At 63.5% G+C, this 22881-nt stretch carries 24 protein-coding genes and 1 pseudogene; 12 read left to right on the plus strand and 13 right to left on the minus strand.

The annotated features are described in order from the left end of the window. Positions 1-86: 86 nt before the first annotated feature. Complete coding sequence (locus NKI88_RS15180) at positions 87-644, plus strand: RBBP9/YdeN family alpha/beta hydrolase (RefSeq protein ID WP_352655923.1); 558 nt, start codon at positions 87-89, stop codon at positions 642-644. A gap of 83 nt (positions 645-727) precedes the next feature. Further along, on the plus strand, positions 728-1093 hold the full coding sequence (locus NKI88_RS15185; protein WP_352460558.1) for a VOC family protein: 366 nt from the start codon (positions 728-730) through the stop codon (positions 1091-1093). Here the strand turns inward: NKI88_RS15185 and NKI88_RS15190 are convergent. Beyond that, positions 1090-1254, minus strand: a complete 165-nt coding sequence (locus NKI88_RS15190) for a hypothetical protein (protein ID WP_023685945.1) — start codon at positions 1252-1254, stop codon at positions 1090-1092. The two genes, NKI88_RS15185 and NKI88_RS15190, sit on opposite strands and share 4 nt — an antisense overlap. Before the next feature lie 241 nt (positions 1255-1495). Here NKI88_RS15190 and NKI88_RS15195 point away from each other — a divergent pair, with 241 nt between their 5' ends. Next, a complete protein-coding gene (locus tag NKI88_RS15195; RefSeq protein WP_023671438.1) occupies positions 1496-1672 on the plus strand; it encodes a hypothetical protein in 177 nt (58 codons plus the stop codon). A 113-nt stretch (positions 1673-1785) separates the two neighbouring features. Further along, positions 1786-2079, plus strand: coding sequence for a DUF982 domain-containing protein (locus NKI88_RS15200; protein WP_023685943.1), 294 nt, complete (start codon positions 1786-1788; stop codon positions 2077-2079). A gap of 49 nt (positions 2080-2128) precedes the next feature. On the opposite strand, the gene NKI88_RS15205 is transcribed toward NKI88_RS15200, so the two are convergent. Then, positions 2129-2848 carry a Crp/Fnr family transcriptional regulator gene (locus NKI88_RS15205; protein WP_023671436.1) on the minus strand — a complete coding sequence of 240 codons (720 nt, stop codon included), beginning with the start codon at positions 2846-2848 and terminating at the stop codon, positions 2129-2131. A 283-nt stretch (positions 2849-3131) separates the two neighbouring features. On the opposite strand from NKI88_RS15205, the gene NKI88_RS15210 reads away from it, so the two are divergent. Both NKI88_RS15210 and NKI88_RS15215 read left to right on the plus strand, forming a co-directional pair. Continuing rightward, a complete protein-coding gene (locus NKI88_RS15210; RefSeq protein WP_023671435.1) occupies positions 3132-3362 on the plus strand; it encodes a DUF6894 family protein in 231 nt (76 codons plus the stop codon). Positions 3363-3468: 106 nt separating this feature from the next. Beyond that, a complete protein-coding gene (locus NKI88_RS15215; RefSeq protein ID WP_023685942.1) occupies positions 3469-3969 on the plus strand; it encodes a hypothetical protein in 501 nt (166 codons plus the stop codon). Positions 3970-4006: 37 nt separating this feature from the next. On the opposite strand, the gene NKI88_RS15220 is transcribed toward NKI88_RS15215, so the two are convergent. From NKI88_RS15220 to NKI88_RS15230, 3 genes and pseudogenes are all read right to left on the minus strand, one after another. Continuing rightward, positions 4007-6121, minus strand: a complete 2115-nt coding sequence (locus NKI88_RS15220; protein WP_352655925.1) for an EAL domain-containing protein — start codon at positions 6119-6121, stop codon at positions 4007-4009. Between the two features lie 145 nt (positions 6122-6266). Next, positions 6267-6824, minus strand: coding sequence for an RNA polymerase sigma factor (locus NKI88_RS15225; RefSeq protein ID WP_352655927.1), 558 nt, complete (start codon positions 6822-6824; stop codon positions 6267-6269). A 151-nt stretch (positions 6825-6975) separates the two neighbouring features. Further along, positions 6976-7369: pseudogene (locus NKI88_RS15230) on the minus strand (DUF427 domain-containing protein). An 818-nt stretch (positions 7370-8187) separates the two neighbouring features. On the opposite strand from NKI88_RS15230, the gene NKI88_RS15235 reads away from it, so the two are divergent. The 4 genes from NKI88_RS15235 to NKI88_RS15250 are packed head-to-tail and all read left to right on the plus strand — an operon-like array spanning position 8188 to position 12788. After that, entirely contained in the window at positions 8188-8679 is a 492-nt protein-coding gene (locus tag NKI88_RS15235; protein WP_023685937.1) for a Csu type fimbrial protein, read from the plus strand. A 26-nt stretch (positions 8680-8705) separates the two neighbouring features. Continuing rightward, on the plus strand, positions 8706-9428 hold the full coding sequence (locus NKI88_RS15240; RefSeq protein ID WP_352625861.1) for a fimbrial biogenesis chaperone: 723 nt from the start codon (positions 8706-8708) through the stop codon (positions 9426-9428). Then, positions 9400-11820, plus strand: a complete 2421-nt coding sequence (locus tag NKI88_RS15245) for a fimbria/pilus outer membrane usher protein (protein WP_352655929.1) — start codon at positions 9400-9402, stop codon at positions 11818-11820. Before NKI88_RS15240 ends, NKI88_RS15245 begins: the two co-directional genes overlap by 29 nt. Before the next feature lie 14 nt (positions 11821-11834). After that, positions 11835-12788 (plus strand): Csu type fimbrial protein, encoded by a 954-nt coding sequence (locus tag NKI88_RS15250; RefSeq protein ID WP_502909471.1) that lies wholly within the window; start codon positions 11835-11837, stop codon positions 12786-12788. Here NKI88_RS15250 and NKI88_RS15255 read toward each other — a convergent pair. The 7 genes from NKI88_RS15255 to NKI88_RS15285 all read right to left on the minus strand — a co-directional run bounded on the left by NKI88_RS15255 (position 12782) and on the right by NKI88_RS15285 (position 19614). Next, a complete protein-coding gene (locus NKI88_RS15255) occupies positions 12782-13768 on the minus strand; it encodes a branched-chain amino acid ABC transporter permease (RefSeq protein WP_352655933.1) in 987 nt (328 codons plus the stop codon). The genes NKI88_RS15250 and NKI88_RS15255 overlap by 7 nt on opposite strands. Before the next feature lies 1 nt (position 13769). Next, complete coding sequence (locus tag NKI88_RS15260; RefSeq protein WP_352655935.1) at positions 13770-14657, minus strand: branched-chain amino acid ABC transporter permease; 888 nt, start codon at positions 14655-14657, stop codon at positions 13770-13772. Positions 14658-14832: 175 nt separating this feature from the next. Next, the gene (locus NKI88_RS15265; protein WP_023671422.1) at positions 14833-15537 is read right to left on the minus strand and encodes an ABC transporter ATP-binding protein; all 705 of its coding nucleotides are present in this window, start codon (positions 15535-15537) and stop codon (positions 14833-14835) included. After that, entirely contained in the window at positions 15534-16325 is a 792-nt protein-coding gene (locus NKI88_RS15270; RefSeq protein ID WP_352655937.1) for an ABC transporter ATP-binding protein, read from the minus strand. Before NKI88_RS15270 ends, NKI88_RS15265 begins: the two co-directional genes overlap by 4 nt. A 14-nt stretch (positions 16326-16339) precedes the next feature. Next, positions 16340-17548 carry an ABC transporter substrate-binding protein gene (locus NKI88_RS15275; RefSeq protein ID WP_023689847.1) on the minus strand — a complete coding sequence of 403 codons (1209 nt, stop codon included), beginning with the start codon at positions 17546-17548 and terminating at the stop codon, positions 16340-16342. A gap of 201 nt (positions 17549-17749) precedes the next feature. Next, positions 17750-18808, minus strand: a complete 1059-nt coding sequence (locus NKI88_RS15280; protein WP_352655939.1) for a GSU2403 family nucleotidyltransferase fold protein — start codon at positions 18806-18808, stop codon at positions 17750-17752. A gap of 209 nt (positions 18809-19017) precedes the next feature. Beyond that, a complete protein-coding gene (locus NKI88_RS15285) occupies positions 19018-19614 on the minus strand; it encodes a YdeI/OmpD-associated family protein (protein ID WP_352655941.1) in 597 nt (198 codons plus the stop codon). 171 nt (positions 19615-19785) lie between these two features. Between NKI88_RS15285 and NKI88_RS15290 the strand changes: the two genes are divergently transcribed. After that, positions 19786-20400, plus strand: a complete 615-nt coding sequence (locus NKI88_RS15290; RefSeq protein WP_352655943.1) for a hypothetical protein — start codon at positions 19786-19788, stop codon at positions 20398-20400. Between the two features lie 187 nt (positions 20401-20587). Here the strand turns inward: NKI88_RS15290 and NKI88_RS15295 are convergent, their stop codons facing one another. Next, the gene (locus NKI88_RS15295) at positions 20588-21499 is read right to left on the minus strand and encodes a S1C family serine protease (protein WP_023671416.1); all 912 of its coding nucleotides are present in this window, start codon (positions 21497-21499) and stop codon (positions 20588-20590) included. A gap of 421 nt (positions 21500-21920) precedes the next feature. Here NKI88_RS15295 and yghU point away from each other — a divergent pair, with 421 nt between their 5' ends. Then, the gene (gene yghU, locus NKI88_RS15300; RefSeq protein ID WP_352655945.1) at positions 21921-22790 is read left to right on the plus strand and encodes a glutathione-dependent disulfide-bond oxidoreductase; all 870 of its coding nucleotides are present in this window, start codon (positions 21921-21923) and stop codon (positions 22788-22790) included. Positions 22791-22881 lie beyond the last annotated feature (91 nt).

Below are 22881 nucleotides of genomic sequence, written 5' to 3' on the forward strand. Positions count from 1 at the left end.
GTCGCTTTCCGATGATCTCTCATTCCGCGAACAAGGAGAAGCGCTAGGATTGGGACATCATCTGCGGCGAAGAAACAGGATTTTCCATGACCGACCTCATCATTCTGCCGGGCAGCGGCGGATCGGGCGAGGCCCACTGGCAGACACGCTGGCAACAGGCCGACCCGGCGATGCGCCGCTTCAGCCCGGCAAGCTGGGAGCTGCCGGATTTCGACGACTGGGTGGCGGCGCTGGACGTCGCGGTGTCACAGGCACAGACCCCGCCGGTGCTCGTCGCCCACAGTCTCAGCTGCCTGCTGGTCGCGCATTGGCAGGCGGTGTCGAGCCGTCGGATCGGCGGGGCGTTTCTGGTTGCGGTTCCCGACCCGGCCTCGCCGGTCTATCCCGCTTACGGAATTCCCTTCGCCGATACGCCGCGCGGGCCGCTTCGCTTCCCCTCGCTGATCGTGGCCAGCACCGACGATCCCTATGATCCGAACGGCTATGCCGGTGAGAAAGCCACACAATGGGGCAGCGAACTGCACATCGCCGGGCCGCTTGGTCACATCAACAGCAATAGCGGGCTGGGCGACTGGCCGGCGGGAATGGAGCTGCTGACGGCCTTCGTGAGAGACAGACAGGCCGACCACGCAATCGCACCGTAGGCGCCCGAAGCGTGCGCGCGGGCTTGCCCCGACTTGTCCCGCCAGCTATCTCTCGGGAGGGGCGTTTGTGAGGGAGCCTGCGAATGGTGTCCGTCCGATATCTGGTCCGCGATGTCGATCTCTCCATCGCGTTTTATACGAGCCATCGGGGCTTCGCGCTGAAGCAGCAATTCGGTCCGGCGATGGCCATCCTGACGCGCGGCGACCTCTCGCTCTGGCTCGCCGGTCCCTTGGCGTCGGCAGCCAGGCCGATGCCGGACGGCCGGACACCCGAGCCGGGCGGATGGAACCGCTTCGTGCTCGAGGTCGAGCAATTGCCGTCAATCGTGACTAAGATGGGCGAGGCCGGCGTGGGGTTCCGCAACCAGATCGTCGAAGGTCCGGGCGGGCGACAGATTCTTTGTGAAGACCCGTCCGGCAACGTGATCGAGCTGTTCGAGCCAAGCTAGACTTCGGCCGTCGCCTCGGATTCGGCGCCGGGCTTTGCCTGGCCTTCCCACTGCCGCTCCGCCTCTGCTTTGCGCTTCGGACAATCCTCGTAGTCATGCTCTCGCGAACCGCAATAGGAGCAGCATTTTGCCGGCGTGTCGGTTCGAAGCATTGTGGCCATGCACAAGAATGCACGAAAATTCATCCGGTTGCAGCAGCGTCTGCGACGTCGCTGCTGGGATGCGTGACCGCCAGCCTGGCGCCGCCCTCAATAGCCGCCGCCGAGGATCGGCAGAATCTCGGCGGCAGACATTGCGCGCGGCGCGTATTCGTCCGGCCTATATCAAAGTTAAATGCGGATGCTGGGCGTGAGGTGGTAGGTGATCGCGATGGGGGGACTCTCAACGCGCTCAAGGTGTCCCATGGACGTTCGAAATCTGATTGCCAAATTGTCAGCCGCGGTATTGCACCGCCGCGCCGCGTCTTCGCCGATACTGTTCAGGCCGATCCGCAACTCGCTCGCCGACATCCCGTTGAAGCCGGCGCCGCGGCCGCCTTATCGTCCGCATCGGCCGATCTGGCCGGCAAGCAACATGTAGCTCGCCGGGCTGCAACCAGTTTGTGATTTCCTCGTTTATGGCGATCCCGTTTTCAAGGAGGCAAGTGATGAGATCGATCCGGGCGAGGCGCGAATGGTTTGGATGGTGAGCGCATGAGCCGTTTTCTGCCCCTGACGATCAGATTCGTGGACGGCAGCGCGATGACGGTGTCGTCGATCGCCGACGCCAGGAGGGCGCTAGGCGGAACATGGAAGAACAAGCAGACGGCGGCCTACAAGGCGGCCGACAGGCTGGTGGACGACGCGTTGAACGGCATTTGCCGCCCGGACATCGCCTTTGCCGCTTTCCAGAATGCCGCCGCCCAACAGGGCTTGCTGAAGCCGGCCAAGCCAAGTGCCGCCCTTGCCATGCTCGACGAATTGGCGTCGCTGGATGGGCATCGTTGAAAGACCGGCTGACGGATTGCCGGCGATGTCATGGCGAACGCCGGATGGCCTATCTCGGCTCGCGGTTCATGCTGAGATAAGTCGGGTCGAACTCGGCGATTTCCACCAGCTGCTGCCAGTCCAGAATGGTCACCATGTAATTCGCCCAGCCGATCACACCGATCTTGCGCAGCGCACCGATGACCCGGTTCATGTGGACCACCGAAAGCCCAAGCACATCGGCCAGTTCCGCCTGCGACAGAGGAAGCCGGAAACTCATGCCGTTGGTCTGCTTGACCACCTGGAGCCGGACGAACAGCTCGCACACCAGATGCGCCAGGTGCGACGTCTTGGACCGCCGGCCCATGGCCACGATCCATTCCCGGTGAATGGCGCCATCGACGAGCGTGTCCAGCCACAGCAAGCGGCTCAGATGAGGCGCCTGTTCGGTGATCGTCCTTAGCCGACTGTGGTCGGCGGCGATCACCCGGCATGGCGACAAAGCTATAATGCCATGGTCCATTGTCTTGAGCAGGAAGGCGTGCAGATCGACAAAATCGCCGGGCACCTGCAACGAGGTGAACTGGCGGCCGCCATCCTCCAGCACTTTGTAGCGCGCCGCCAATCCCTCGATGATGAGCGTGCTGTAGCCTGGCCTCGACCCCTCGGAAACGATGTCCTGGCCAGTGGCAAAATCCATCTCGATGGTCATGGCGGCGGCCAGCAGCCCCTTTTCCTGCTCGGACAAAGCGTCATGCTGGCCAAGGTTGAGATAAAGCGGTTCTAGCATCGAGGATCCAGTTCGAGATTTCGTGGACATTCGTGGCCTAGCCAAACGCCGGAGATCGGGTGCGGTTGCAATCGGCCGGCACGGCGACGGCTCCTGGCAGGAAATCTGCTCAGGACACAGTCGCATGGAACCATGGGTGCGGGTTGGGATTTAATCCATGTCGCTCAAAAATGGCCCCGATTTTGAGACAACGACATGCATAAAAACACAGACCTGAAGCGCGTCGCCTGCGTCCTTTCAACCGCGATGCGCCTTAGCGTTTCACGCAGGGATCCTTGCACACATGGAACGGTTCTACTTCGACTTGTACAACGCCGAGACCCAGATTGATGAAGAGGGGCAGCTTTTTCCCAGCCGGGAGCGTGCGGGAGCCGAAGCGCTGCGCATATTGCACGATGTGGCGCGCGACGAGATTCCGGAGGGCGACCACCGGCGGATCACCGTCAAGATGCTGAACGAGAACAGGGAGCAGATATTCGAAGCGTCGCTGACCATGGCGTCGCTGTGGAGTTGAACTCGTCGACCCTGTCGAGGACTGTATGGAACCTCTTGCCCTCCCCTCTGTTTCCTAAGGAGGGGCCAGCGGCAGAAGCTGCCCGGCTGATTGACTGGAGGCATCTATGTCCTTGCAAAAGCTTCATCCCGAGCAGGTCGACGACACACGCAGGCTTGCCTATTCGACCTTTGCCCCGGCGCTGATCGGTTCGCTCACCAAGCGTCTGGCGCGGTGTCAGGGCGTCAAGGAACTGGGCGCCCTGGAAAAGTCGCTCATCCGGCTGATCGAAGACTCCGATGTCGATGGGCCGCAAGCCGAGGCGATGAAAGAGTTCGCAATCGAGCTGGTGGTGTCGACGATATCGGAAGCCCGCGCTCACCCCGACACCAAGAGCGATGTCGAAGCCGTTGGCGAGCGCCGCGCCGAAGGCCGCTCCGAGAACCCGCAGACGCTCGAGGAGCAGTTGCAATCAGGCCTCGAAGACAGTTTTCCGGCCAGCGATCCGCCCGCCGTCGTCTCGACCGCCATTTCCGGCGGCTCGAAGGACCTTGTCGGTACAGATGAGGTGTTGCGCCGCAAGAAAGAGGCGGCGCAGCGAAAGCAGGAAAAGGCCGACGCCGGTTAGCCGGACAAGTCGCGCGAGCCCGAGGCGATGAGAGCCGTCAGCCGAAGCGCTTTTCCGGCGACTGTCCGCTGGCCGGTGACTGTTCGCCGGCCCGCGCGACGATCGCCTCGAGCGGCTCCGGCCGGTGAAGCAGAAAACCCTGGCCATAGGCCACGCCCATGCCGCGCAAAATGTCGAGCGCTTCCTGCTGTTCGATCTTTTCGGCCACCACCGCGCAGCCGAGACTTTTGGCGATGCCCGCTATGGCCGAGACGATCTCGCGGTCGAAACGGCTTTCCGCGATATTCTCGATGAACGAGCCGTCGATCTTGATCTGATCGACCGGAAAGCGCCGCAAATATTCGAACGAGCTCATGCCGGCGCCGAAATCGTCGAGGCTGACGCGGCATTGCCGCTCGCGCGCCTTGCGCACGAACTGCTCGGCGGCGTCGAAATTGGTGACGGCCGCGGTCTCGGTGATCTCGAAGCCGATGCCGGAATGCGGCGCCCCGGTCTCGGCGATGACGGCGTCGACGAAATCCCACAGCAGCGGATCGCTCAGCGTCTGCGCCGACAGGTTGAAGCCGAGCATGATGGCGCCTGAGCGCATCGCCTCGCCATGCTGCGAAAGCGCTGTCCTGATGATCCAGCGGTCCAGCCGCGAGGCAATGCCGAAGCGCTCGGCGACCGGAATGAATTCGTTGGGCGGGATCAGCTTGCCATTGCGCCCGGCAAGCCGCGCCAGCACCTCGACATGGCGGCTCTCCTGCCAGGGCTGGCCGAGCAGATGGATTTCCTGGCCGAACAGTTTCAGCCGCCCTTCATCCATGGCGTCGACCGTGTCGGCGGCGACACGCGCCGCGTTGAGGCCGCCGGAGCCCGACGCCGCATCGGCCGAAAACACCGCGAAGCGATTGCGCCCGGCCGCCTTGGCCGCATAGCAGGCGTCGTCGGCGCAGGCCAACGCATCGGCAACCGTGGTGGTGGTATCCTCGACGAAGGCGATGCCGATGCTGGCCGCGAGTTTTCGCGAGGTCACCGGCAGTCCGAGGTCGGCGTCACGGACCGCCGCAAGAATCGCGCCGGCCAGCGCCTCGGCCTTGGCCGATTGGCAATTGGGCACCAGCAGCGCGAACTCGTCGCCTCCGAGGCGCGCGGCACGTGCCGATGCCGGCAGGCAGCCCAGAATACCGGCGGCGACACCCCTCAGCGCCAGGTCGCCGGCGGCGTGGCCGGCAAAGTCGTTGAGCGCCTTGAAGTAGTCGAGATCGACATAGAACACCGCCAGCGGCAAGGCCCGCTCGGTGGCGATATGCACGGCCAGCAGCCGGTCGAAGGCGGCACGGTTCAACAGGCCGGTCAGCGCATCGTGGTGAGCGGCGTAGGCGAGTTCCCGCTCGCGTTTCTTGTCCTCGGTGATATCGCGCACGGTGCCGAGAATCTGGCCCGCTGTCTCAGGCGCCGCGATGAAGCGCACCAGCGATTCGACATGGCGGATTTCGCCGTCGCGCCTGACGATGCGGTATTGCGCGGCGACGACGCCGTCGGTCGAAAGCGGCGCCAGATGGGCGCGCTCTGCGGCATCCTTGTCGTCGGGGTGCAGATAGGAATGCCAGAGGTCGGCGGCCACCTCGTCGGTGTCGGCGACCAGACCGAATATCTCCCTGGTGCGGGCGTCCCAATAGCTCTTGTTGGCGTCGATATCGTGATGCCAGATGCCGGTGCCGCTGGCCGCCAGCGCCAGGCGAAAGCGCACATTGACCCGCTCCAGTTCGGCTTCCGCCTCTTTCTGCCGGCTGATGTCGGTCTGCACGCCCATCAGCCTGACCGGCTTGCCCGTCTCGTCACGCTCGACAATGCCGCCGCGGTCCAGCACCCAGATCCAGTGGCCGTCCTTGTGCTTGAGGCGCAGCTCGGTCTCGATCGAGGCGGTCAGGCCGGAAATGTGCCGCTCGCCGCTGGCCAGCGCCCGCTGGCGGTCGTCGGGATGCGTCAGCTTCAGCCAGAGGTCGTCGCTGTTGGCAAGCTCGCCATCCTCATAACCCAGCATGTGCGACCAGGTCGGCGAATAGAAACAGTCGCCGCTCAAAATATCCCAGTCCCATACGCCGAGATGAGCGCGTTCGAGCGCAAGCGCCCAGAATTCGCCGTTGCGTATTTTCTCTTCAGCCATGCCCTGGTTTCGCTCACTCCGTCGCCGCCACTATGCACGCAAGCAGAGAAGAAACCGTTACCGGGTGCGCCGCGCCCACAGTGCGGACAAGGCCTGCAATCGTGCCGGACCATGCCGTAAGGCGTCATCATGCGATTGGGGCTCGTCATGCCATTGGCGCCCTGATTGGAACCGCCCTGCCCGGCCTTGGCTCGACGATCCTTATCGCGCGGCGGCGCGCATTGTCCTCGAGCAGGCCGCGCAGTTCCTCACGGCCGCGCGCGATGCGCGACATCAGCGTGCCGGCCGGAACGCCGAGCATCTCGGCGGCCTCGGCATAGGAGAAGCCCTCGATGGCGACCATGGTCAGCGCGGCACGGCGGTCCGGGCTGATCGCCTGCAGCGCGTCGATGATCTCGCGCGCGGCGACGTTCTCCAGCTGGTCGGCGGGAGAGGCCTGCACCTCGCCGGCCTCCAGCGGCAGCATCGAGGCCTCGCCACGCCGGTTCACCTTGCGCATCTGGTCAATGAACAGATGATGCATGATCGTGAACAGCCATTTTCGCGGGCTCTCTCCCGTCTGCCAGTTGTCCAGCCGCAGCAGCGCCCGCTCCAGGCAGTCCTGGACGAGATCGTCGGCGGAATCGCGGTCGCGCAGCAGCGAGCGCGCATAGCGGCGCAGGCGCGGGATTTCGTCGAGAATGGCTCTCTGCTTTTCGTCCATGACCTTTTGTCTTCGTTTCGGCATGCCGTGCCGCAAAACCGCTGCGCCCCCGGGTGAGGACAGCTTTGGCTGATCTGAAAAAATTCCTCTGTTCATGCCTGTCGTCGGCTCCAAAAACGCTGCGCACTTTTGGGCGACAGGCATGACGCGCTCAGCTCAGCGCGGCGTGGCGTCGATGGTGACCCGGTCCGGGATAGAAGGCGCCGTGGCCGCAAATCTCGGCCATCTCGTCGAAGGGCTGCTCATAGGCCCACATCGCATCGTTACCGGTTTCGCCCGCCGGCAGCACGTTCCAGTAGCTGGAGTCGCCCTTGTGGGCACAGCGTCGACCGCTCCGTCTTCCTGAGCTTGCGGAAGTCGATGTCCTCGAACGGGATGTAGAAGGAGAAGGGATGGGGCGGCTGGGTCACCATTTTGGCTTTTGCCGAGGAAGCGATGATGGTGCCGTTTGCAAACACGACGACACGCCCGTTGAAGGGCTCGACGGTGATCACCTTGCCCGGATTGCGCCTGAAGCCGGGTGACGGGTTCGCATGCTGATCCATGACTGCTCTCCTTGTCCGCTGGTGGTTCGATGCCGGTCGACGGCGTCAGCTCTCACTGGTCACTGATGGGCCGGCGACAGCGGTCACACGCGACAGCTTCTGGCGCTTTTCGAGCTGTGGCTTTTCATAGGTCTTCTTCATCGTTCTTCCTTTTCTGACGTCTGGCAGCCGGTCCGCGCGGCTGCCGGCCGTGGATCATGGCTCCAAGGGACAACAGGCGCATCTCCCGTCCGGCCGATGCGCCGCCGAAGGAAATCCGGGCCAGCGTGGCAAGAACGATTCGCATGTGTTTCGCCGCGATCCGACGGCGGTGGATTTATCTCAGCCGGGATGGCCATGCTTGGGCCGGGCGGAACACGGTTTTGGCGAATGCGGCCCTGTCAGCACGACCGCAAGGCTTGGACAGGCGCGAACAGCTACCGGCGCGGCTATGGCGATGGCTGCTTGGCGCCGGTGCACGCGCGAAATATCGATAATAAAGGACGACAGGTGAGACTCTACAAAATCAAGATGATTTGCCAGATATCTTCGCCTTTTCGGCACGAGAAGCAAAATAAATTTTCGACAGACGAACTTTCACTTCGGAAAAATGTCCATTTCTTCTCTATTAACCAAATATTAACCAAAATTATCCGATACATGCCGAAGTTATTCGCTGTCGTAATCCGAATCTAAGTTGTAATAATCATTGCACAGTTCGCTTCTGACATTACTGTATCGTTGATGTCTTGCGAAGCATGCAACGGAGGAGCTGTAGGAGTGAAATCCGGGTCAAGACTGTGTTGCGAGGAACGGTCTGCCCGACGGAGGAAACACGCATGAGATTGCTGAAATATGCGCTGCTGGCGGGAGCGTCGCTGCTTCCCATCCTGCCCGCGATCGCCGCGACCGCGACGGGCAGCATGAATGTCCGCATCACGATTACCGACGAATGCAAGGTGCAGACGGCGAGCGATCTCGATTTCGGCTCGCACGGTGTCATTGATGCGAATGTCGACCAGACCAGCACCATCAACGTGCAATGCACGACCGGCAAGTCCTACAATGTTGGTCTGAGCGCCGGCGCGGGCGCGGGCGCAACGGTTGCTGTTCGCAAGATGACCGGGCCGGCGTCGGCGACGATCGACTACACCATCTACAGGGAAAGCACCCGGACGCAGCTTTGGGGCACCACGATCCCCACCGACACGGTCGGCGGAACCGGCAACGGCGCCATTCAGCCGCTGACGGTCTACGGGCGTGTTCCACCGCAGACGACACCGGCGGCGGGCCTCTACACCGACACCGTTGCGATCACCATAACGTACTGACAATCGATACCAACACGAGGACGATCATGCGATCCATGCTTTCATGCATCGGAGCCACGGCTGTTCTGTTGCTGTGCGCCGGTCTCTCACAAGCCGCTTCGCTCAGGGTGGCGCCGACAGGTCTCGAGCTGATCTCGCCCGACGCCTCGGCGGTTCTCAACCTCAGCAACGATGACCCCAAGCGGCCGATCAATGTGCAGATACGCGTCTTCGCCTGGAGCCAGTCTGGCGGGATCGAGACGCTGACGCCGACTACGGACGTCGTCGCCAGCCCGCCATCGACCAAACTCGGACCCAATGCCCAATACGTGGTTCGCGTCGTGCGCGTCAGCAAGGCGCCGGTGCGGGCCGAGGAAAGCTACCGCGTCATCGTCGACGAGTTACCCGACCCGTCGCGCAAGAAGGCCGGTACGGTCGCGCTCGCGCTGCGCTACTCCGTGCCGGTGTTTTTCCGCGACGCCGATGCGGCCGCGCCGGCAGTCGCCTGGAGTGTTTCGCGCAAGGGCGGCAGTCTTGTGCTGACAGCCAGCAATACCGGTGAAAGTCGTCTCCGCTTGTCCAACCTATCCCTGACCCAGAACGGCAAAAAGCTCGGCAACCGAAACGGGCTCGTCGGTTATGTCCTGGGCGGCGCGACCATGCAGTGGCCGATCGGCAGCGGCAAATCACTGTCCGCGGGCTCCGTGCTTTTGAAGGCACAGAGCGATCTTGGACCCTTCGATGCCAACGTTGCCGTCAAGGGCAAGTAGCGTCGCTGTCATCGTCGCGGTTGCGACTTTCACACCTTGCTTGGCGGTGCGTTCGCAGGAATTTCCGGCCGTGACGAACCTCGAACAGCCGGCTTCCGTTTTACCAGCGGGCCGCAGCCTCTATCTCGAGGTGTTCATCAACGACGTTTCGACCAAGCTGGTCGGCAATTTTATCGAGATGCCGGATGGTGGGCTGGCGGCGGCGCCCCAAGAGCTGAAGGAGGTCGGCCTGAAACCGCCGGAGGACATAGCCGACGCCGGCGGCCTGGTCAGGCTCGACCAGTTGGCCGACGTTTCGTTTCGGATCGATGAGGTAGCCCAGCGCCTCTACGTCACCGCCGCCAATGACAGCCGCGAGGCGCGCATGGTGGATCTCGGCTTGCGCTTGCAGGACCGGCCGGCGCCGCAATCGGGCTTGGGCGCGGTTCTCAACTATTCGCTGTTTGCCAGCTCCAACACATTGTTCGACAAGGACGTCGAGCTGTTCCAAGGCGTTTCCGGCGGCTTCGATGCGCGCGCGTTCAGCCCCTATGGAACGCTCAGCCAATCCTTCATCGCCGGCTATTCCGACGGAAGGCTGGATGGCTTCACGCGGCTCAACACGACATGGAGCTATTCCGACCCCGATCGGCTGATGACCTACCGGGCCGGCGACTTCATCTCCGGCGGATTGTCGTGGACGCGTCCGGTCTATCTCGGCGGCATTCAGGCGCAACGCAACTTCCACCTGCGATCGGACCTGGTGACGCTGCCCCTGCCCTCGTTCGGCGGCACGGCGGCGGTGCCGTCGACGCTCGAGGTCTATACGCAGAACGTGCGCACCTATTCCGGCGACATCCAGCCCGGGCCGTTCCAGGTCACCAATCTGCCGGTGTTCACGGGCGCAGGACAGGCGCAGGTGGTGCTGCGCGACAGCCTGGGCCGCGAGACCACGGCCACCTTGCCGTTCTATGCCTCCAGCATGCTGCTGCGCCAGGGACTGCTCGACTTTTCCGTCGAGGCAGGGATGGCGCGGCGCAATTTCGGCATCTCCTCCGACGATTATGACGGCCGCGTCATGGGGGTCGCCAGCGCGCGTTACGGCGTGACCGACCGGCTGACATTGGAAGCCCATGCCGAGGGCGGCGCCGATCTGATCAATGGCGGCATAGGTGCTGCCTTCCCGCTCGGGGCATATGGCGCAGCTTCGCTGGCCGTCGCCGGCAGCCGTCATGACGGACGCACCGGGTCGCTGGTCGATGCCAGGGCCGAGTTCGGTTATGACGGCTGGGCGATCAACGCCCGCATGCAGCGGTCATTCGGCGGCTTTGAAGATCTCGCTTCGGTGACGGCACAGCCGGTCATACTCGATCCCGATGATTTCACCCGTTTCAGCGCCGGTGTGCCGCGGGCGGTCGACCAGGTGACGCTCAGCGTGCCGATGCCGATCGATTTCTCCAGCCTCAACTTCTCCTATACCCACCTCAAGGATGCCGAAGGCGAGACCAGCCAGATCGTCGGCCTCTCCTATAGTCAGGCGATCTTCAAGCGCAGCACGCTCTATGCCACGGCCTTCGCCGATCTCGACGACGGCGACAGTTATGGAATCTTTGCGGGGATTTCGATCCCGTTCAATGACGACGTCATGGCGTCGACGGGTGTCGAGCATGGGCCTGACGGCCTCAATGTCGTGGCCGACCTCGCCAAATCGGAGCGGGCCGAGGACGGCAGCATCGGCTGGCGGCTGCGCACCTCGGAGGGCGAGGTCCCCAATCGTTCGGCAGCGGTCAGCTACCGCGCGCCGTTTGCGCGTTTCGAGGCCGGCGCCCAGCAATTCGACAAGGACTTTCGCGTGACCGGCCAGATGGACGGCGCCATTGCGGTCGCAGGCGGCGGGGTGTTCGCCACCAACCGCATCGACGATGCCTTTGCCGTCGTCGATGTCGGCACGCCTGATGTCGAGGTGTTGCATCAGAACCGGCCTGTAGGCAGGACCGACAGCAAAGGCCGCATCCTGGTCACCGGGCTTAATTCCTATGAGCCGAACACGGTGTCGATCGACCCGAAAAACCTGCCGGTAGACGCGGATGTCCCGGCCACCAAGGAGACCGTCGTCCCAGCCGACCGCAACGGCGTCGTGCTGAAGTTCGGCGTGTCCGAGGCGGCACAGGCCGCGCTGGTGACGCTGGTCGACCCGAGCGGAACGCCGCTCGAAGCCGGACTGTCGGGACGCGTCGATGGCGACACTGAAGACTTTGTCGTCGGCTATGACGGGCAGGCCTATATCAAGGGCCTCGGCAAGCAGAATTCCGTGCAGGTCGAGCGCGCGGACGGCGGTTCATGCCGGGCAGAGTTTCCCTTCGAGGCGGTGCGTGGCCGGCAGGTGGTGATCGGGGACGTGGTGTGCCAATGAACATCCGACGCCAGGTGCTGCGCGCAACGTTCATCATTGTCCTTATGCTGCTGCCGTCGCTCGCCCGCGCGCAAAGCTGCAGTTACACCGTCACCAGTATGAATTTCGGCCTCATCGACACACTGTCAGGCACCGCGGCGACATCGACAGCCACCTTCACCGCGACTTGCAGCGGCAGTTTGCCATTGCTGCTGCCCGTCCTGGTGTGTCCGCATATTGCCGCCGGCACCGGCGGTGCAACCTCGGCGGCGGCCCGGCAGATGGCGAGCGGCTTCAACAGCCTCAACTATCAACTCTATTCGGACCCCGCAATGACCGTTGTCTGGGGCACCCATAACTGGGCCTATGCCTCGCGCCCGCCACCGCTGCTGCTGAGCCCCAATCTCTTCGGCAACTCAACCGACACCCTGACGCTCTATGGGCGGGTTCCCGGCGGCCAGGCGACCGTCCCGCCGGGCACCTATCTGTCGACATTTTCGGGCGGGCAACTCGAGTTCCGCTCCCGGACAACCCTGTTGAGCAGCAGCTGCGACACCGGCGCGGGCAACTTGGGCACCAGTCCGACCTTCACCATCAACGCCACGGTCGCGGCGAACTGCCTGGTCGCCACCCAGAACATCGATTTCGGCCCCAAGGGGGTGCTCGACGCCAATGTCGATGCCGCCGGCCAGGTTACGGTCACCTGCACCCCGTCTACCGCGTACACGGTTTCCCTAAATGGCGGCACGACAGGGGGCACGCCGACCACCCGCAAAATGTCGAAGGGCGCCGAGAGGGTCACCTACGGCCTCTACAAGGATCTGGCGCGCTCGCAGCCCTGGGGTGACGCCGGAACGCCGGGAAGCACGGTGGCCGGCACCGGAACCGGTACGGCCCAGGCGCTCACCGTCTATGGCCGCGTGCCGCCGCAGACGACGCCCTCGGCCGGCGTCTACACCGACACGGTGGTGGTGACCATCACCTATTGATCGCGGCCCGCCTCGCCGTTGGCCGGCGCCAGCCAGCGCGCGTAAATCTCGCCGACGATGCCGCGGCGAAAGACCAGCACGCAGATCATGAAGATCAGGCCGGTGGCGATGGTCACCGGGAAGCCGGAGGTGGCGAGCGTGTTTTCCAGCCCGACGACGAGGCCGGCGCCGACGACAGGACCGACCATGGTGCCGATGCCGCCGAGCAGCGTCATCAGGATCACCTCGCCCGACATCTGCCAGGTGACGTCGGTCAGCGTCGCGAACTGGAAGACGATCGCCTTGGTGGCGCCGGCAAGCCCGGCAAGGGCTGCCGACATGACGAAGGCGGCGAGCTTGTAGCGGCCGACCGAATAGCCCAGCGAGATGGCGCGGTTCTCGTTCTCGCGGATCGAACGCAGGATCATGCCGAAGGGCGAGTTGACGATGCGCCAGACGGCGAAGACGCCGATGAGGAAGACGGCAAGCACGACGAAATACATGTTGAGCGTGACGTTGAGATCGACGATGCCGAACAGATGCCCGCGCGGCACGCCCTGTATGCCGTCCTCACCTTCGGTGAACGGCGCCTGGACGCAGAAGAAATAAAACATCTGCGCCAGCGCCAGCGTGATCATCGAGAAATAGATGCCTTGCCGGCGGATGGCGAGGAAGCCCATGACCAGGCCGAGCACGGCCGCTCCGCCGGTGCCGAGCAGGATGCCGGCCTCGGGCGGCCAGCCCCATGCCTTGACGGCGTAGGCGCAGAAATAGGCGGCGGCGCCGTAGAAGGTGGCGTGGCCGAACGACAACAGCCCGGTGTAGCCGAGCAGCAGGTTGAAGGCGCAGGCAAACAGCGCGAAGCACAGCATCTTCATCAGGAAGATCGGATAGACGAAGAAGGGCGCGGCTATCAGCGCCAGTATGGCCAATGCCAGCAATACCCGCTCCAGCCGCACGGAGGCGGCGGTGCGCTGTTGGTGAAGGGTTGCCTCGCTCATCTCAGGCGTCCCTTCCGAACAGGCCGGCGGGGCGCAGGAGCAGCACGATCGCCATGATGACGAAGACGACGAGGTTCGACGCCTCGGGATAGAACACCTTGGTCAGGCCCTCGGCGAGGCCGAGCATGTAGCCGGTGACGATGGCCCCGAGAATCGAACCCATGCCGCCGACCACGACGACGGCAAAGACGACGATGATGATATCGGAGCCCATCAGCGGACTGACCTGGTAGACGGGCGCGGCGAGAATACCGGCAAGGCCGGCGAGCGCCGCGCCGAGCCCATAGGTGAGCGTCAGCAGCAGCGGCACGTTGACGCCGAAGGCCTGCACCAGCTCGGGACTTTCGGTCGCGGCGCGCAGATAGGAGCCGAGCCTGGTCTTTTCGATCAGGAGCCAGGTGCCGATGCAGATAATGAGCGAGGCCACCACCACCCAGCCGCGATAGTTGGGCAGGAACATGAAGCCGAGATTGGTGCCGCCGGCAAGCTGCGCCGGAACGGCATATGGGTTGCCTGACACACCGTAGTAGAAACGGAACACGCCTTCGATGACCAGCGCCAGTCCGAAGGTGAACAGCAGCCCGTAGAGCGGATCCAGGCGGTAGAGCCGCGACAGCGCCACGCGCTCGACCGCCATGCCAAAGACGCCGACGATGAGCGGAACCAGGAGCAGCGCCGGCCAGTAGCCGATGCCGAGATGGACGAGCAGCAGGTAACCGATGAAGGCGCCGAGCATATAGAGTGCGCCATGGGCGAAATTGATGATCCGCAGCAGGCCGAAGATGACGGCCAGGCCGAGGCTCAGCATGGCGTAGAAGGAGCCGTTGATCAGCCCGACCAGCATCTGGCCGAGCAAGGCCTGGACGGGGATGCCGAAGATCATGGTCATGGCGTCACCGAGGGTGTTGCAAGCGGGATGCGTCTGTGCGGCACGTACCCCCACCCGGACCTTCGGTCCGACCTCCCTACAAGGGGGAGGTAGGGCGGTGGCCCTCCACCCTCCCCCTTGTGGGGAGGGTCGCTGCGCAGCAGCGGGGTGGGGGTACTGCCGTGGGCTGTCGTCATCATACCCCCAACACCTCGTGCAGCTGTTGCGTGTGAGCGGCAAGCTCGCTTACGGCAAAACCCTCCACCACCTTGCCATGCTCCATCAGATAGAAGCGGTCGGCGATGCGCGCGGCGAAGCGGAAATTCTGCTCGACGAGCAGGATGGTCATGCCGCGCTTCTTCAAGGTTGCCAGCAGTTCGCCGATGCGCTGGACGATGACCGGCGCCAGGCCTTCGGTCGGTTCGTCGAGCAGCAGCATCTGCACGCCCGTCCGCAGGATGCGGGCGATGGCCAGCATCTGCTGTTCGCCGCCGGACAGTTTGGTGCCGGGGCTGTTGCGCCGCTCCTTGAGGTTGGGAAAGAGATCGAAGATCTCGTCGACGCTCATGCCGCCCTTGGCCACCACCGGCGGCAGGATCAGGTTCTCGTCGACGGTGAGCGTGGCGAAGATGCCGCGTTCCTCCGGCACGAAGCCGATTCCGCGATGGGCAACACGATGCAGCGGCAGGCGCATCAGGTCGCTGCCGTCGAAGGCGACGCTGCCGCTGCGCTTGCGGACCAGCCCCATAATGGCGCGCAGCGTTGTGGTCTTGCCGACACCGTTGCGGCCGAGCAGCGTCACGGTCTCACCGCGAAAAACGTCGAGGTTGACGCCATGCAGCGCATGGCCCTCGCCATACCAGGCATGGAGATCGCGCACGGCAAGCAGCGGCTCACTCATGCTCGGTCCCCCTGCTCGGTCCCCATGTAGGCGACCCTGACGCGCTCATCGTTGCTCACCGTTGCGTAGTCGCCGGCGGCGAGCACCTGGCCGCGCTGCATGACGGTGATCCAGTCGCAAAGGTCGGCGACGACGGTGAGATTGTGCTCGACCATCAGCACGGCGCGGTCCGTTGCCAGCGAGCGGATGATGCCGGAAATGGCGCCGACATCCTCGTGCCCCATGCCGGCCATCGGCTCGTCGAGCAGCAGCACTTTCGGGTCGAGCGCCAGCGTGGTGGCGATCTCGAGCACGCGCTTTCGGCCATAGGAGAGATCGCCGGCCGGACGATGCGCGACATCGTCGAGACCGACGACGGCAAGCAGTTCGCGCGCCCGTGGCGTCAGTTGGTCAAGCGCGGCCAGCGAGCGCCAGAACTGGAAGCCGAGCCCGCTCGGCCGCTGCAAGGCGACGCGGACATTGTCGAGCACGCTCAGATGCGGAAAGATCGCCGATATCTGGAACGAGCGGACGAGACCCATGCGCGCCACCCTGGCCGGCGCGGTGCGGGTGATGTCGTTGCCCAACAGTTCGATCCTGCCGCTGCTCGGCTGCAGGAACTTGGTCAAGAGGTTGAAGATCGTCGTCTTGCCGGCGCCGTTCGGCCCGATCAGTGCATGGATCTGGCCGTGATGGACGTCGAGGTCGACATTGTTGACGGCGACGAAACCGGCAAAGTCGCGCCGCAGGCCGCGGGCGGAGAGCACCACCCGCGGCTTGATTTCGGCACCGTCCGGCTGGACGGCCACGGCTTGCGCCAGCGTCACTTGGTGACGAGCGGGCAGCCGCTGTCTTCAGCCTTGATGAAGGCCTTGTCGCCCGGAATGGTCGCAAGGTAGGTGTAGTAATCCCAGTCCTTCTTCGACTCCTCGGGCTTCTTGACCTGGTAGAGATACATGTCGTGCACCATCGAGCCGTCGGCCTGTACCTTGCCGTTGGCGTTGATGATGTCGTCGACGGGCATTTCATGGAGTTGCTTGGCGACCGCCTCGGTTTCGTCGGTGCCGGCCTTGTCGATGGCCTTGAGATATTGCAGCACCGCCGAATAGGTGCCGGCCTGGATCATGTTGGGCATGCGGTTGGTGCGCTTGAAGAAGCGCCCGGCGAAGTCGCGGCTCTTGTCGTCGCGGTCCCAGTAAAACCCTTCGGTGAGCACCACGCCCTGCGCCGCCTGCAGGCCGAGGCCGTGCACCTCGGCAAGCGTGAACAGAAGGGCTGCCAGCCGCTGGCCGCCGGCGACAATGCCGAACTCGGCCGCCTGCTTGATGGTATTGGAGGTGTCGAGGCCGGCATTGGCAAGGCCGATAACCTTGGCTCCGGAGGACTGCGCCTGCAGCAGGAAGGAGGAATAATCCGTCGATCCCAAGGGGTAACGCACCTCGCCCAGCACTTTGCCGCCGCTTGCCTCAACAACCTTTGAGGTCTGCTCCTTCAGCGAATAGCCGAAGGCATAGTCGACGGTGATGAAATACCAGCTGTCGCCGCCCTGCTGCACCAGCGCGCCGCCGGTGCCGACCGCCTGCGAGTGGGTATCGTAAGCCCAGTGGAAACCGTAGGGCGAGCATTGCTTGCCGGTCAGGTCGGCCGATGCCGCTCCGGTAACGATGTCGATCTTCTTCTTTTCCTTGGACAACCCCTGGACGGCGAGCGCCACCGAGGATGTCGTCAGTTCCATGATCGCGTCGACCTGCTCGGTGTCGTACCACTGGCGCGCAATGTTGGAGGCAATGTCGGGCTTGTTCTGGTGATCGGCGTTGACGATCTCGATCGGCGCGCCCTGCACCTTGCCGCCAAAATCCTCGACCGCCATCCTGGCGGCCTCGACCGACCATTTGCCGCCGAAATCGGCATAGACGCCCGACTGGTCGTTGAGGATGCCGATCTTGACCTTGCCGTCGGAAATTTCGCCGGCCGCCGCCGGCATCGCAGTCGCCGCAAGCAGCGCGGCTGAGACGAGATAGGATGCTTTCACAGGTGGTCCTCCCTTGTGGCCGACGCCGGGCGGCGGCCTTGCAATGTTCAACAGTTCCGTCCGGTTCTCGCTGAAATCCGGGCCAGCGCCCGCCACTTCTCCTCTTGGCAACCCCTCCGCCCTGGGTGCGCCGGGAACCGTAGCATCACATTTCGCGAGGCGAGAATGCTATTTTCGTAGCATGGCGTGCTAGCGCGGCCGCTACCAGTCGGGCTCAATTGGAGAGTCTTCGGAAAAGCCGCTCGGGCCAGACAGAGAGAGCGTTGCGGCCGCAGCGTCCAGCAGTGCCCCCGGAAGCCCTTTGAGATGCTCGCTGTCCAGCGGAAGCGCAAGATAGCCCGTGGCAATGCGTGCAGCCGCTTCCGCCTGTTCACGATCTCTCATTGCCTTGACCGCAGACCGATCAGGCCGCGTGGCCAGCCAAGCCTTGTGCAGAGCGAACATTCGAGGGTCGACCGTCGGCATGCTTACGGGATAGCCACGCTCATCGATCGCCACAGCCTCCACCTTTGGAGCGTTGATGAGCCATTGCAGCCCCTCCATGGGTGCGCTGTCGAGATCGTCGGCAAGCTGTGTAATCGAGGTAGTGGCGTTGTCCTTGAGGACATGTCTTGCCTGCGGACGGATCAGGTCGACCAGATAGCCATCACGGTTCGCTGCCCTGAAGGCCCGGGGCTGGAGCGGCTTGAAGGACCTGTCCACTTTACGCAACACGCCTATCAGGCCGGACTGGCTTACCCTCTCGCCGGTCACGAAGCTGATGCGGCGTCGGGAATCGAAGAGCAGGTCGATGTCGCCGGTTGCCGTGAGACCGCTGGTGATCTGGACGCCCGCCAGAGCCTCGTAAGCGAACAGCGCATTCGTGCCGACGACCAGCAACTGCTTGCCCAGCAGGTCTGTTTCGGCGCACCGCCGCAATATCCGTGCGGCGATGGCCGGTACCCTGCCCAACCCCATTGCCACATTGACTTTCGCCAGGCCGTTCAGGCGATCGGCCAGACCTGCCAGCAGATCCTTGTTCTGCACCCTGCCCTCGGAAAACGCAGCGAACGCCTTCTCCGTCTGGCTGCTTTTCGGCCCGAGTGAATTCTCGACCTGCCGGACCTTCCGCAGCAGGTATTCAGCACCGCTGCGCTCAACCCAGCGCATGCTGCCTGCAAAGCGCCTTTGGCGCTGGTCATCAGCATGCTGCCAGGCCTCGTAGACCTGTTGCGTATCTATGAGTTGGCGCCGCTGCTCGCCGGTCAACTCTCTCAGCATCGTCTTCCCCTCTTAAGCCAGGATCAAGTTAACATAGTGGAAAACTCTTAATTAACAATAGGTTGTTATGTTTTTCCACTATCGCAGCTATCATCCGCACGACGAGTGGAAAATACCGAAGAAACAATAGGTTATGTCGAGCAAGGGAGGGCAGAACCTCACAAGCGGGTTTTTAGCTGCGCGCACCATGGCAGCCGCTTGCCGTCGCCTCACCGCTTCTGCGGATAGATCGTCTCGCCGCGCTTCAGCATCTGGACAAAAGCCTCGATCTTCTTCTTGCGCCCCGCCTCCGTCTTCATGTTGTGGGTGCGGAAGGCGAGCGCGAAGCGGTTTTGGGCGGAAAGCTTCGCCAGCATCTCTTTTGCCGCGGGTTCGGCATCGATGGCGGCCTGCAGATCGTCAGGGATCTTCATGTCCTTGCCTGAGGCATAGGCGCGGTCCCAGCGGCCGTCGGCCTTGGCCGCCTCGACCTGTTTCAGCCCGTGTTCGGTCATGCGGCCCTCCTCGACCAGGCGGGCGACATTGTCGATGTTGATCTTGCTCCAGATGCTCTTCTTGCCGCGCGGCGTGTAGCGCTGCAGAAAGCTCTTGTCGTCGAGCGGCTTGCGTATGGCGTCGATCCAGCCGAAGCACAGCGCCACGTCGATGGCCTGCTTCGGCGTGATCGAGGCAAGGCCCGAGCCGACCTTGTGGACCTTGATCCAGACCTCGCTCTCGCCGGCATGATTTTCGCGCAGCCAGGCGTAAAAACTGTCGGGATCGGGGAATTCATGAACCTTGTCGGGATCGACCTTGAACGGCGCCATCATCACCTCGTTGTTGCCGGGCCGGCTGTATCGGCTGTCGATGCCAGTTTCCGTCAGCGGCGTCGATACCCCCTAGCCTATTGCGAGCCGGCTTGCGCCCAAGCCGGCGCTCATGGCAGTTTCCCGGCTGGTCGAGCCGGGCAAGGCAGACTGCAATTCGGGGGAAATGCCATGCGATCGATGTTACTCGGCCTCATCCTTCTGCTGCCGGCCTCGGCGCTCGCTGAACCCATCGAAACCCAGAAGATCATCACCGCGCTGACCGGCGACTTCAACGGCGACGGCGTCGCCGATCTGGCGATGATCGTCGAGACCGAGCCCGAAGATGGCACCATGGACATGCATTTCTTCCTCAGGGACAAAAAGTACAATTTTCTGAAACCCGCCGGCATCGTGCATGAGCAGGTCTACGGCGAATGGAACGACTACGACCAGCCGCATTATGAGGGCTCCGGCATCGAACCTGAGTTGACCGCACTGCCCAACGGCTCGATCAAGATCTCTCTGCCGGGGCTGATCGGCCCCGGCGAGCGGACCGACATGACGCTGACCATCGCCTGGCGCAACGAGGCCTTCGTCGTCGCCGGCGTTGCCTATGACCATTACAAATACCAGTCCGTTGTCGTCGACAGCAGCTGCGACTACGACGTGCTGACCGGCAAGGGCAAAAGTATGCAGACGCAGGATGATGACAGCAAGGTGAACAGTATCGTGTCTGTCGAAGGCCAGGTCGTGCCCTTCGCGGAGTGGGACACGGGGACGCCTTTTAGGGTATGCGGGGATTGAGGGGGCAGCCAATCTCCCCCCTCGTGGGGGAGATGGCCGGCAGGGGGGCCGCTGTCCCGCCAACGCACCGGCCAGTGTCAGCCACGTTTATCCCGCGATTCTTGTCAGAAAATAGATCGAGAGGTCGCGATCCTTCGCGCCCCCTCTGCCCTGCCGGGCATCTCCCCCACTTGGGGGGAGATTGGCTTCACTGCAGATGCGGTTTCTTCAAAAAGCTGTTTCGGTCGGCGGATTTCACTCGCAGCCAAGTCTCACGACCGTCACGCACGACCCTGAGAGGAATCTCCGAACCCGCCGGATTCTGCCATAGCTTGCGGTAGAAATCGGCGAGCCCGTCGACCTCGCCATCGCGCACGTCGGAGATGATGTCGCCCTGGCGCAGGCCGGCCTTGGCGGCGGGGCCGCCTTCGGCGACGCTCATCACCACGACCGCACCGTTCGACTCGGCCGAGAAGGCGCCGAGCCATGGGCGCGGCGGCTTCGCCACCTGGCCGCGCGTCAGGAGATCGTCGAGGATCGGGGTCAGAAGGTTGATCGGCACGACCATGTTGATGTCGGCGACCTCGCCGTTGCGGCTCATCTGCAAAAGCAGCGAACCGATGCCGAGCAGGCTGCCATCCTGGCCGATGAGCGCCGCGCCGCCCCAGGACGGATGCGCCGGGGCAATGAAGATCGCCTCGTCGAGCAGATATTCCCAATAGCCGGCGAATTCCTGCTTGGTGACGATGTGTGCCTTGACCGAGCGGCCGGTGCCGTCGGCAAAGACCACGGGGTCGCCGATCTTGGCCTTCGAGGCGTCACCCAGCGCCACCGCTGGCAGGCCGAGCGGCGCCAGCGCCTGCACCAGGCCGAAGCCTGTCTCCTGGTCATAGGCCAGCGCATGCGCCGGCACGACGCGGCCGTCCTGGTCGGTCAGCCAGACCTCCTCGGCCTCGGTGATGAGATAGCCTATGGTGAGCACCAGCCCGTCGCCGCGGATAACGACGCCGCTGCCTTCGCGGCGCGTGCCCAGGGCATTGGCCGTGAAGGCATCGTCGGGAACCATGGCGCGCACGCCAACGACGGAGCGCAAGAGCGGGGAAACGGGATCGATCGGCATGCTTTCATCCTGGCAGATATGCGTGGGCAGTATCCTCTATAGGTATGCCGCGCTGCACAGGGCGCAAGGGCTTAGGCAACAAGGCAATCATTTCAGAGGCTGGCGCTGCTCCTCGTCCGCCTGCCGGCACCTTCTCCCCCGTATAGCGACGGGGAGAAGGGAGATGGCCGCAACATCGGCGCTCTTGGCAACGCTGGCAATTGGCGAAATCAGTAGGCGACAGCGTCCTTCTCGCCGTCACTATACGGGGAGAAGTGCCCGGCAGGGCGATGAGGGGCGGCGCTGACATCGATAATAGTTCAACACAAGTTGAACCTTTCTGAATTGCACCTATGTGTTCCAGTATCTAGGTTCCGCCGACTTTTCCGCCATCAGTCTCGCGCCGTCGTTTTCGCCCCGCCAAACCCAAGGAATTCCCCGCATGACCGAATACACCCCGCCGAAAGTCTGGAGCTGGAAGAAAGCCAATGGCGGCACGTTCGCCAGCATCAACCGGCCTATTGCCGGTCCGACGCATGACAAGGTGCTGCCGGTCGGCAAGCATCCGCTGCAGCTCTATTCGCTGGCGACGCCGAATGGGGTCAAAGTGACTGTCATGCTGGAGGAGCTTCTGGCGCTCGGCCACAAGGGCGCCGAATACGACGCCTGGCTGATCCGCATCAACGATGGCGACCAGTTCGGCTCGGGGTTTGTCGAGGTCAACCCCAACTCCAAGATCCCGGCGCTGCTCGACCGCAGCGGCAAGACGCCTGTCCGCGTCTTCGAGTCCGGTTCGATCCTGCTTTATCTCGCGGAAAAGTTCGGCGAGTTCCTGCCGACCGAACAGCCGGCGCGCGCGGAAACCTTGTCCTGGCTGTTCTGGCAGATGGGTTCGGCGCCCTATCTCGGCGGCGGCTTCGGCCATTTCTACGCCTATGCGCCCGAAAAAATCGAATACGCCATCGACCGCTTCGCCATGGAGACCAAGCGCCAGCTCGACGTGCTCGACCGGCGGCTGGCGGAGACTGAATATCTCGGCGGCGCCGGCTATTCGATCGCCGACATGGCGGTATGGCCCTGGTATGGCGGCCTTGCGCTCGGCCGCATGTACAATGACTCCGCCGAGTTCCTGTCGGTGCAGGACTACGAGCACGTACAACGCTGGGCCAGGGCGATCGACGCCCGCCCGACCGTGCAACGCGGCCGCATGGTCAACCGCGCCTTCGGCGACCCGGCCATGCAACTGCACGAGCGCCACGACGCCAGCGATTTCGAGACGAAGACGCAGGATAAATTGGTGGTGGCGGAGTGACTTTTTTACCCTCCCCCTTGTGGGGGGGGTCGCTAACCCAAGCCGGGACGGGGGGGGGGGGGCGCCCCGCCCCCCCCCCCCCCCGGGCGGG

Origin of the sequence: Mesorhizobium sp. M0317, from assembly GCF_040321555.1 — a bacterium.
Classification (GTDB): Bacteria; Pseudomonadota; Alphaproteobacteria; order Rhizobiales; family Rhizobiaceae; genus Mesorhizobium.

Bases quoted from the DNA above. Each gene is read 5' to 3' on its own strand.
- NKI88_RS15180 (WP_352655923.1), top strand. From the start codon at position 87: ATGACCGACCTCATCATTCTGCCGGGCAGCGGCGGATCGGGCGAGGCC.
- NKI88_RS15185 (WP_352460558.1), top strand. From the start codon at position 728: ATGGTGTCCGTCCGATATCTGGTCCGCGATGTCGATCTCTCCATCGCG.
- NKI88_RS15190 (WP_023685945.1), bottom strand. From the start codon at position 1,254: ATGGCCACAATGCTTCGAACCGACACGCCGGCAAAATGCTGCTCCTAT.
- NKI88_RS15195 (WP_023671438.1), top strand. From the start codon at position 1,496: ATGGACGTTCGAAATCTGATTGCCAAATTGTCAGCCGCGGTATTGCAC.
- NKI88_RS15200 (WP_023685943.1), top strand. From the start codon at position 1,786: ATGAGCCGTTTTCTGCCCCTGACGATCAGATTCGTGGACGGCAGCGCG.
- NKI88_RS15205 (WP_023671436.1), bottom strand. From the start codon at position 2,848: ATGCTAGAACCGCTTTATCTCAACCTTGGCCAGCATGACGCTTTGTCC.
- NKI88_RS15210 (WP_023671435.1), top strand. From the start codon at position 3,132: ATGGAACGGTTCTACTTCGACTTGTACAACGCCGAGACCCAGATTGAT.
- NKI88_RS15215 (WP_023685942.1), top strand. From the start codon at position 3,469: ATGTCCTTGCAAAAGCTTCATCCCGAGCAGGTCGACGACACACGCAGG.
- NKI88_RS15220 (WP_352655925.1), bottom strand. From the start codon at position 6,121: ATGGCTGAAGAGAAAATACGCAACGGCGAATTCTGGGCGCTTGCGCTC.
- NKI88_RS15225 (WP_352655927.1), bottom strand. From the start codon at position 6,824: ATGGACGAAAAGCAGAGAGCCATTCTCGACGAAATCCCGCGCCTGCGC.
- NKI88_RS15235 (WP_023685937.1), top strand. From the start codon at position 8,188: ATGAGATTGCTGAAATATGCGCTGCTGGCGGGAGCGTCGCTGCTTCCC.
- NKI88_RS15240 (WP_352625861.1), top strand. From the start codon at position 8,706: ATGCGATCCATGCTTTCATGCATCGGAGCCACGGCTGTTCTGTTGCTG.
- NKI88_RS15245 (WP_352655929.1), top strand. From the start codon at position 9,400: ATGCCAACGTTGCCGTCAAGGGCAAGTAGCGTCGCTGTCATCGTCGCG.
- NKI88_RS15255 (WP_352655933.1), bottom strand. From the start codon at position 13,768: ATGAGCGAGGCAACCCTTCACCAACAGCGCACCGCCGCCTCCGTGCGG.
- NKI88_RS15260 (WP_352655935.1), bottom strand. From the start codon at position 14,657: ATGACCATGATCTTCGGCATCCCCGTCCAGGCCTTGCTCGGCCAGATG.
- NKI88_RS15265 (WP_023671422.1), bottom strand. From the start codon at position 15,537: ATGAGTGAGCCGCTGCTTGCCGTGCGCGATCTCCATGCCTGGTATGGC.
- NKI88_RS15280 (WP_352655939.1), bottom strand. From the start codon at position 18,808: ATGCTGAGAGAGTTGACCGGCGAGCAGCGGCGCCAACTCATAGATACG.
- NKI88_RS15285 (WP_352655941.1), bottom strand. From the start codon at position 19,614: ATGGCGCCGTTCAAGGTCGATCCCGACAAGGTTCATGAATTCCCCGAT.
- NKI88_RS15290 (WP_352655943.1), top strand. From the start codon at position 19,786: ATGCGATCGATGTTACTCGGCCTCATCCTTCTGCTGCCGGCCTCGGCG.
- NKI88_RS15295 (WP_023671416.1), bottom strand. From the start codon at position 21,499: ATGCCGATCGATCCCGTTTCCCCGCTCTTGCGCTCCGTCGTTGGCGTG.
- yghU (WP_352655945.1), top strand. From the start codon at position 21,921: ATGACCGAATACACCCCGCCGAAAGTCTGGAGCTGGAAGAAAGCCAAT.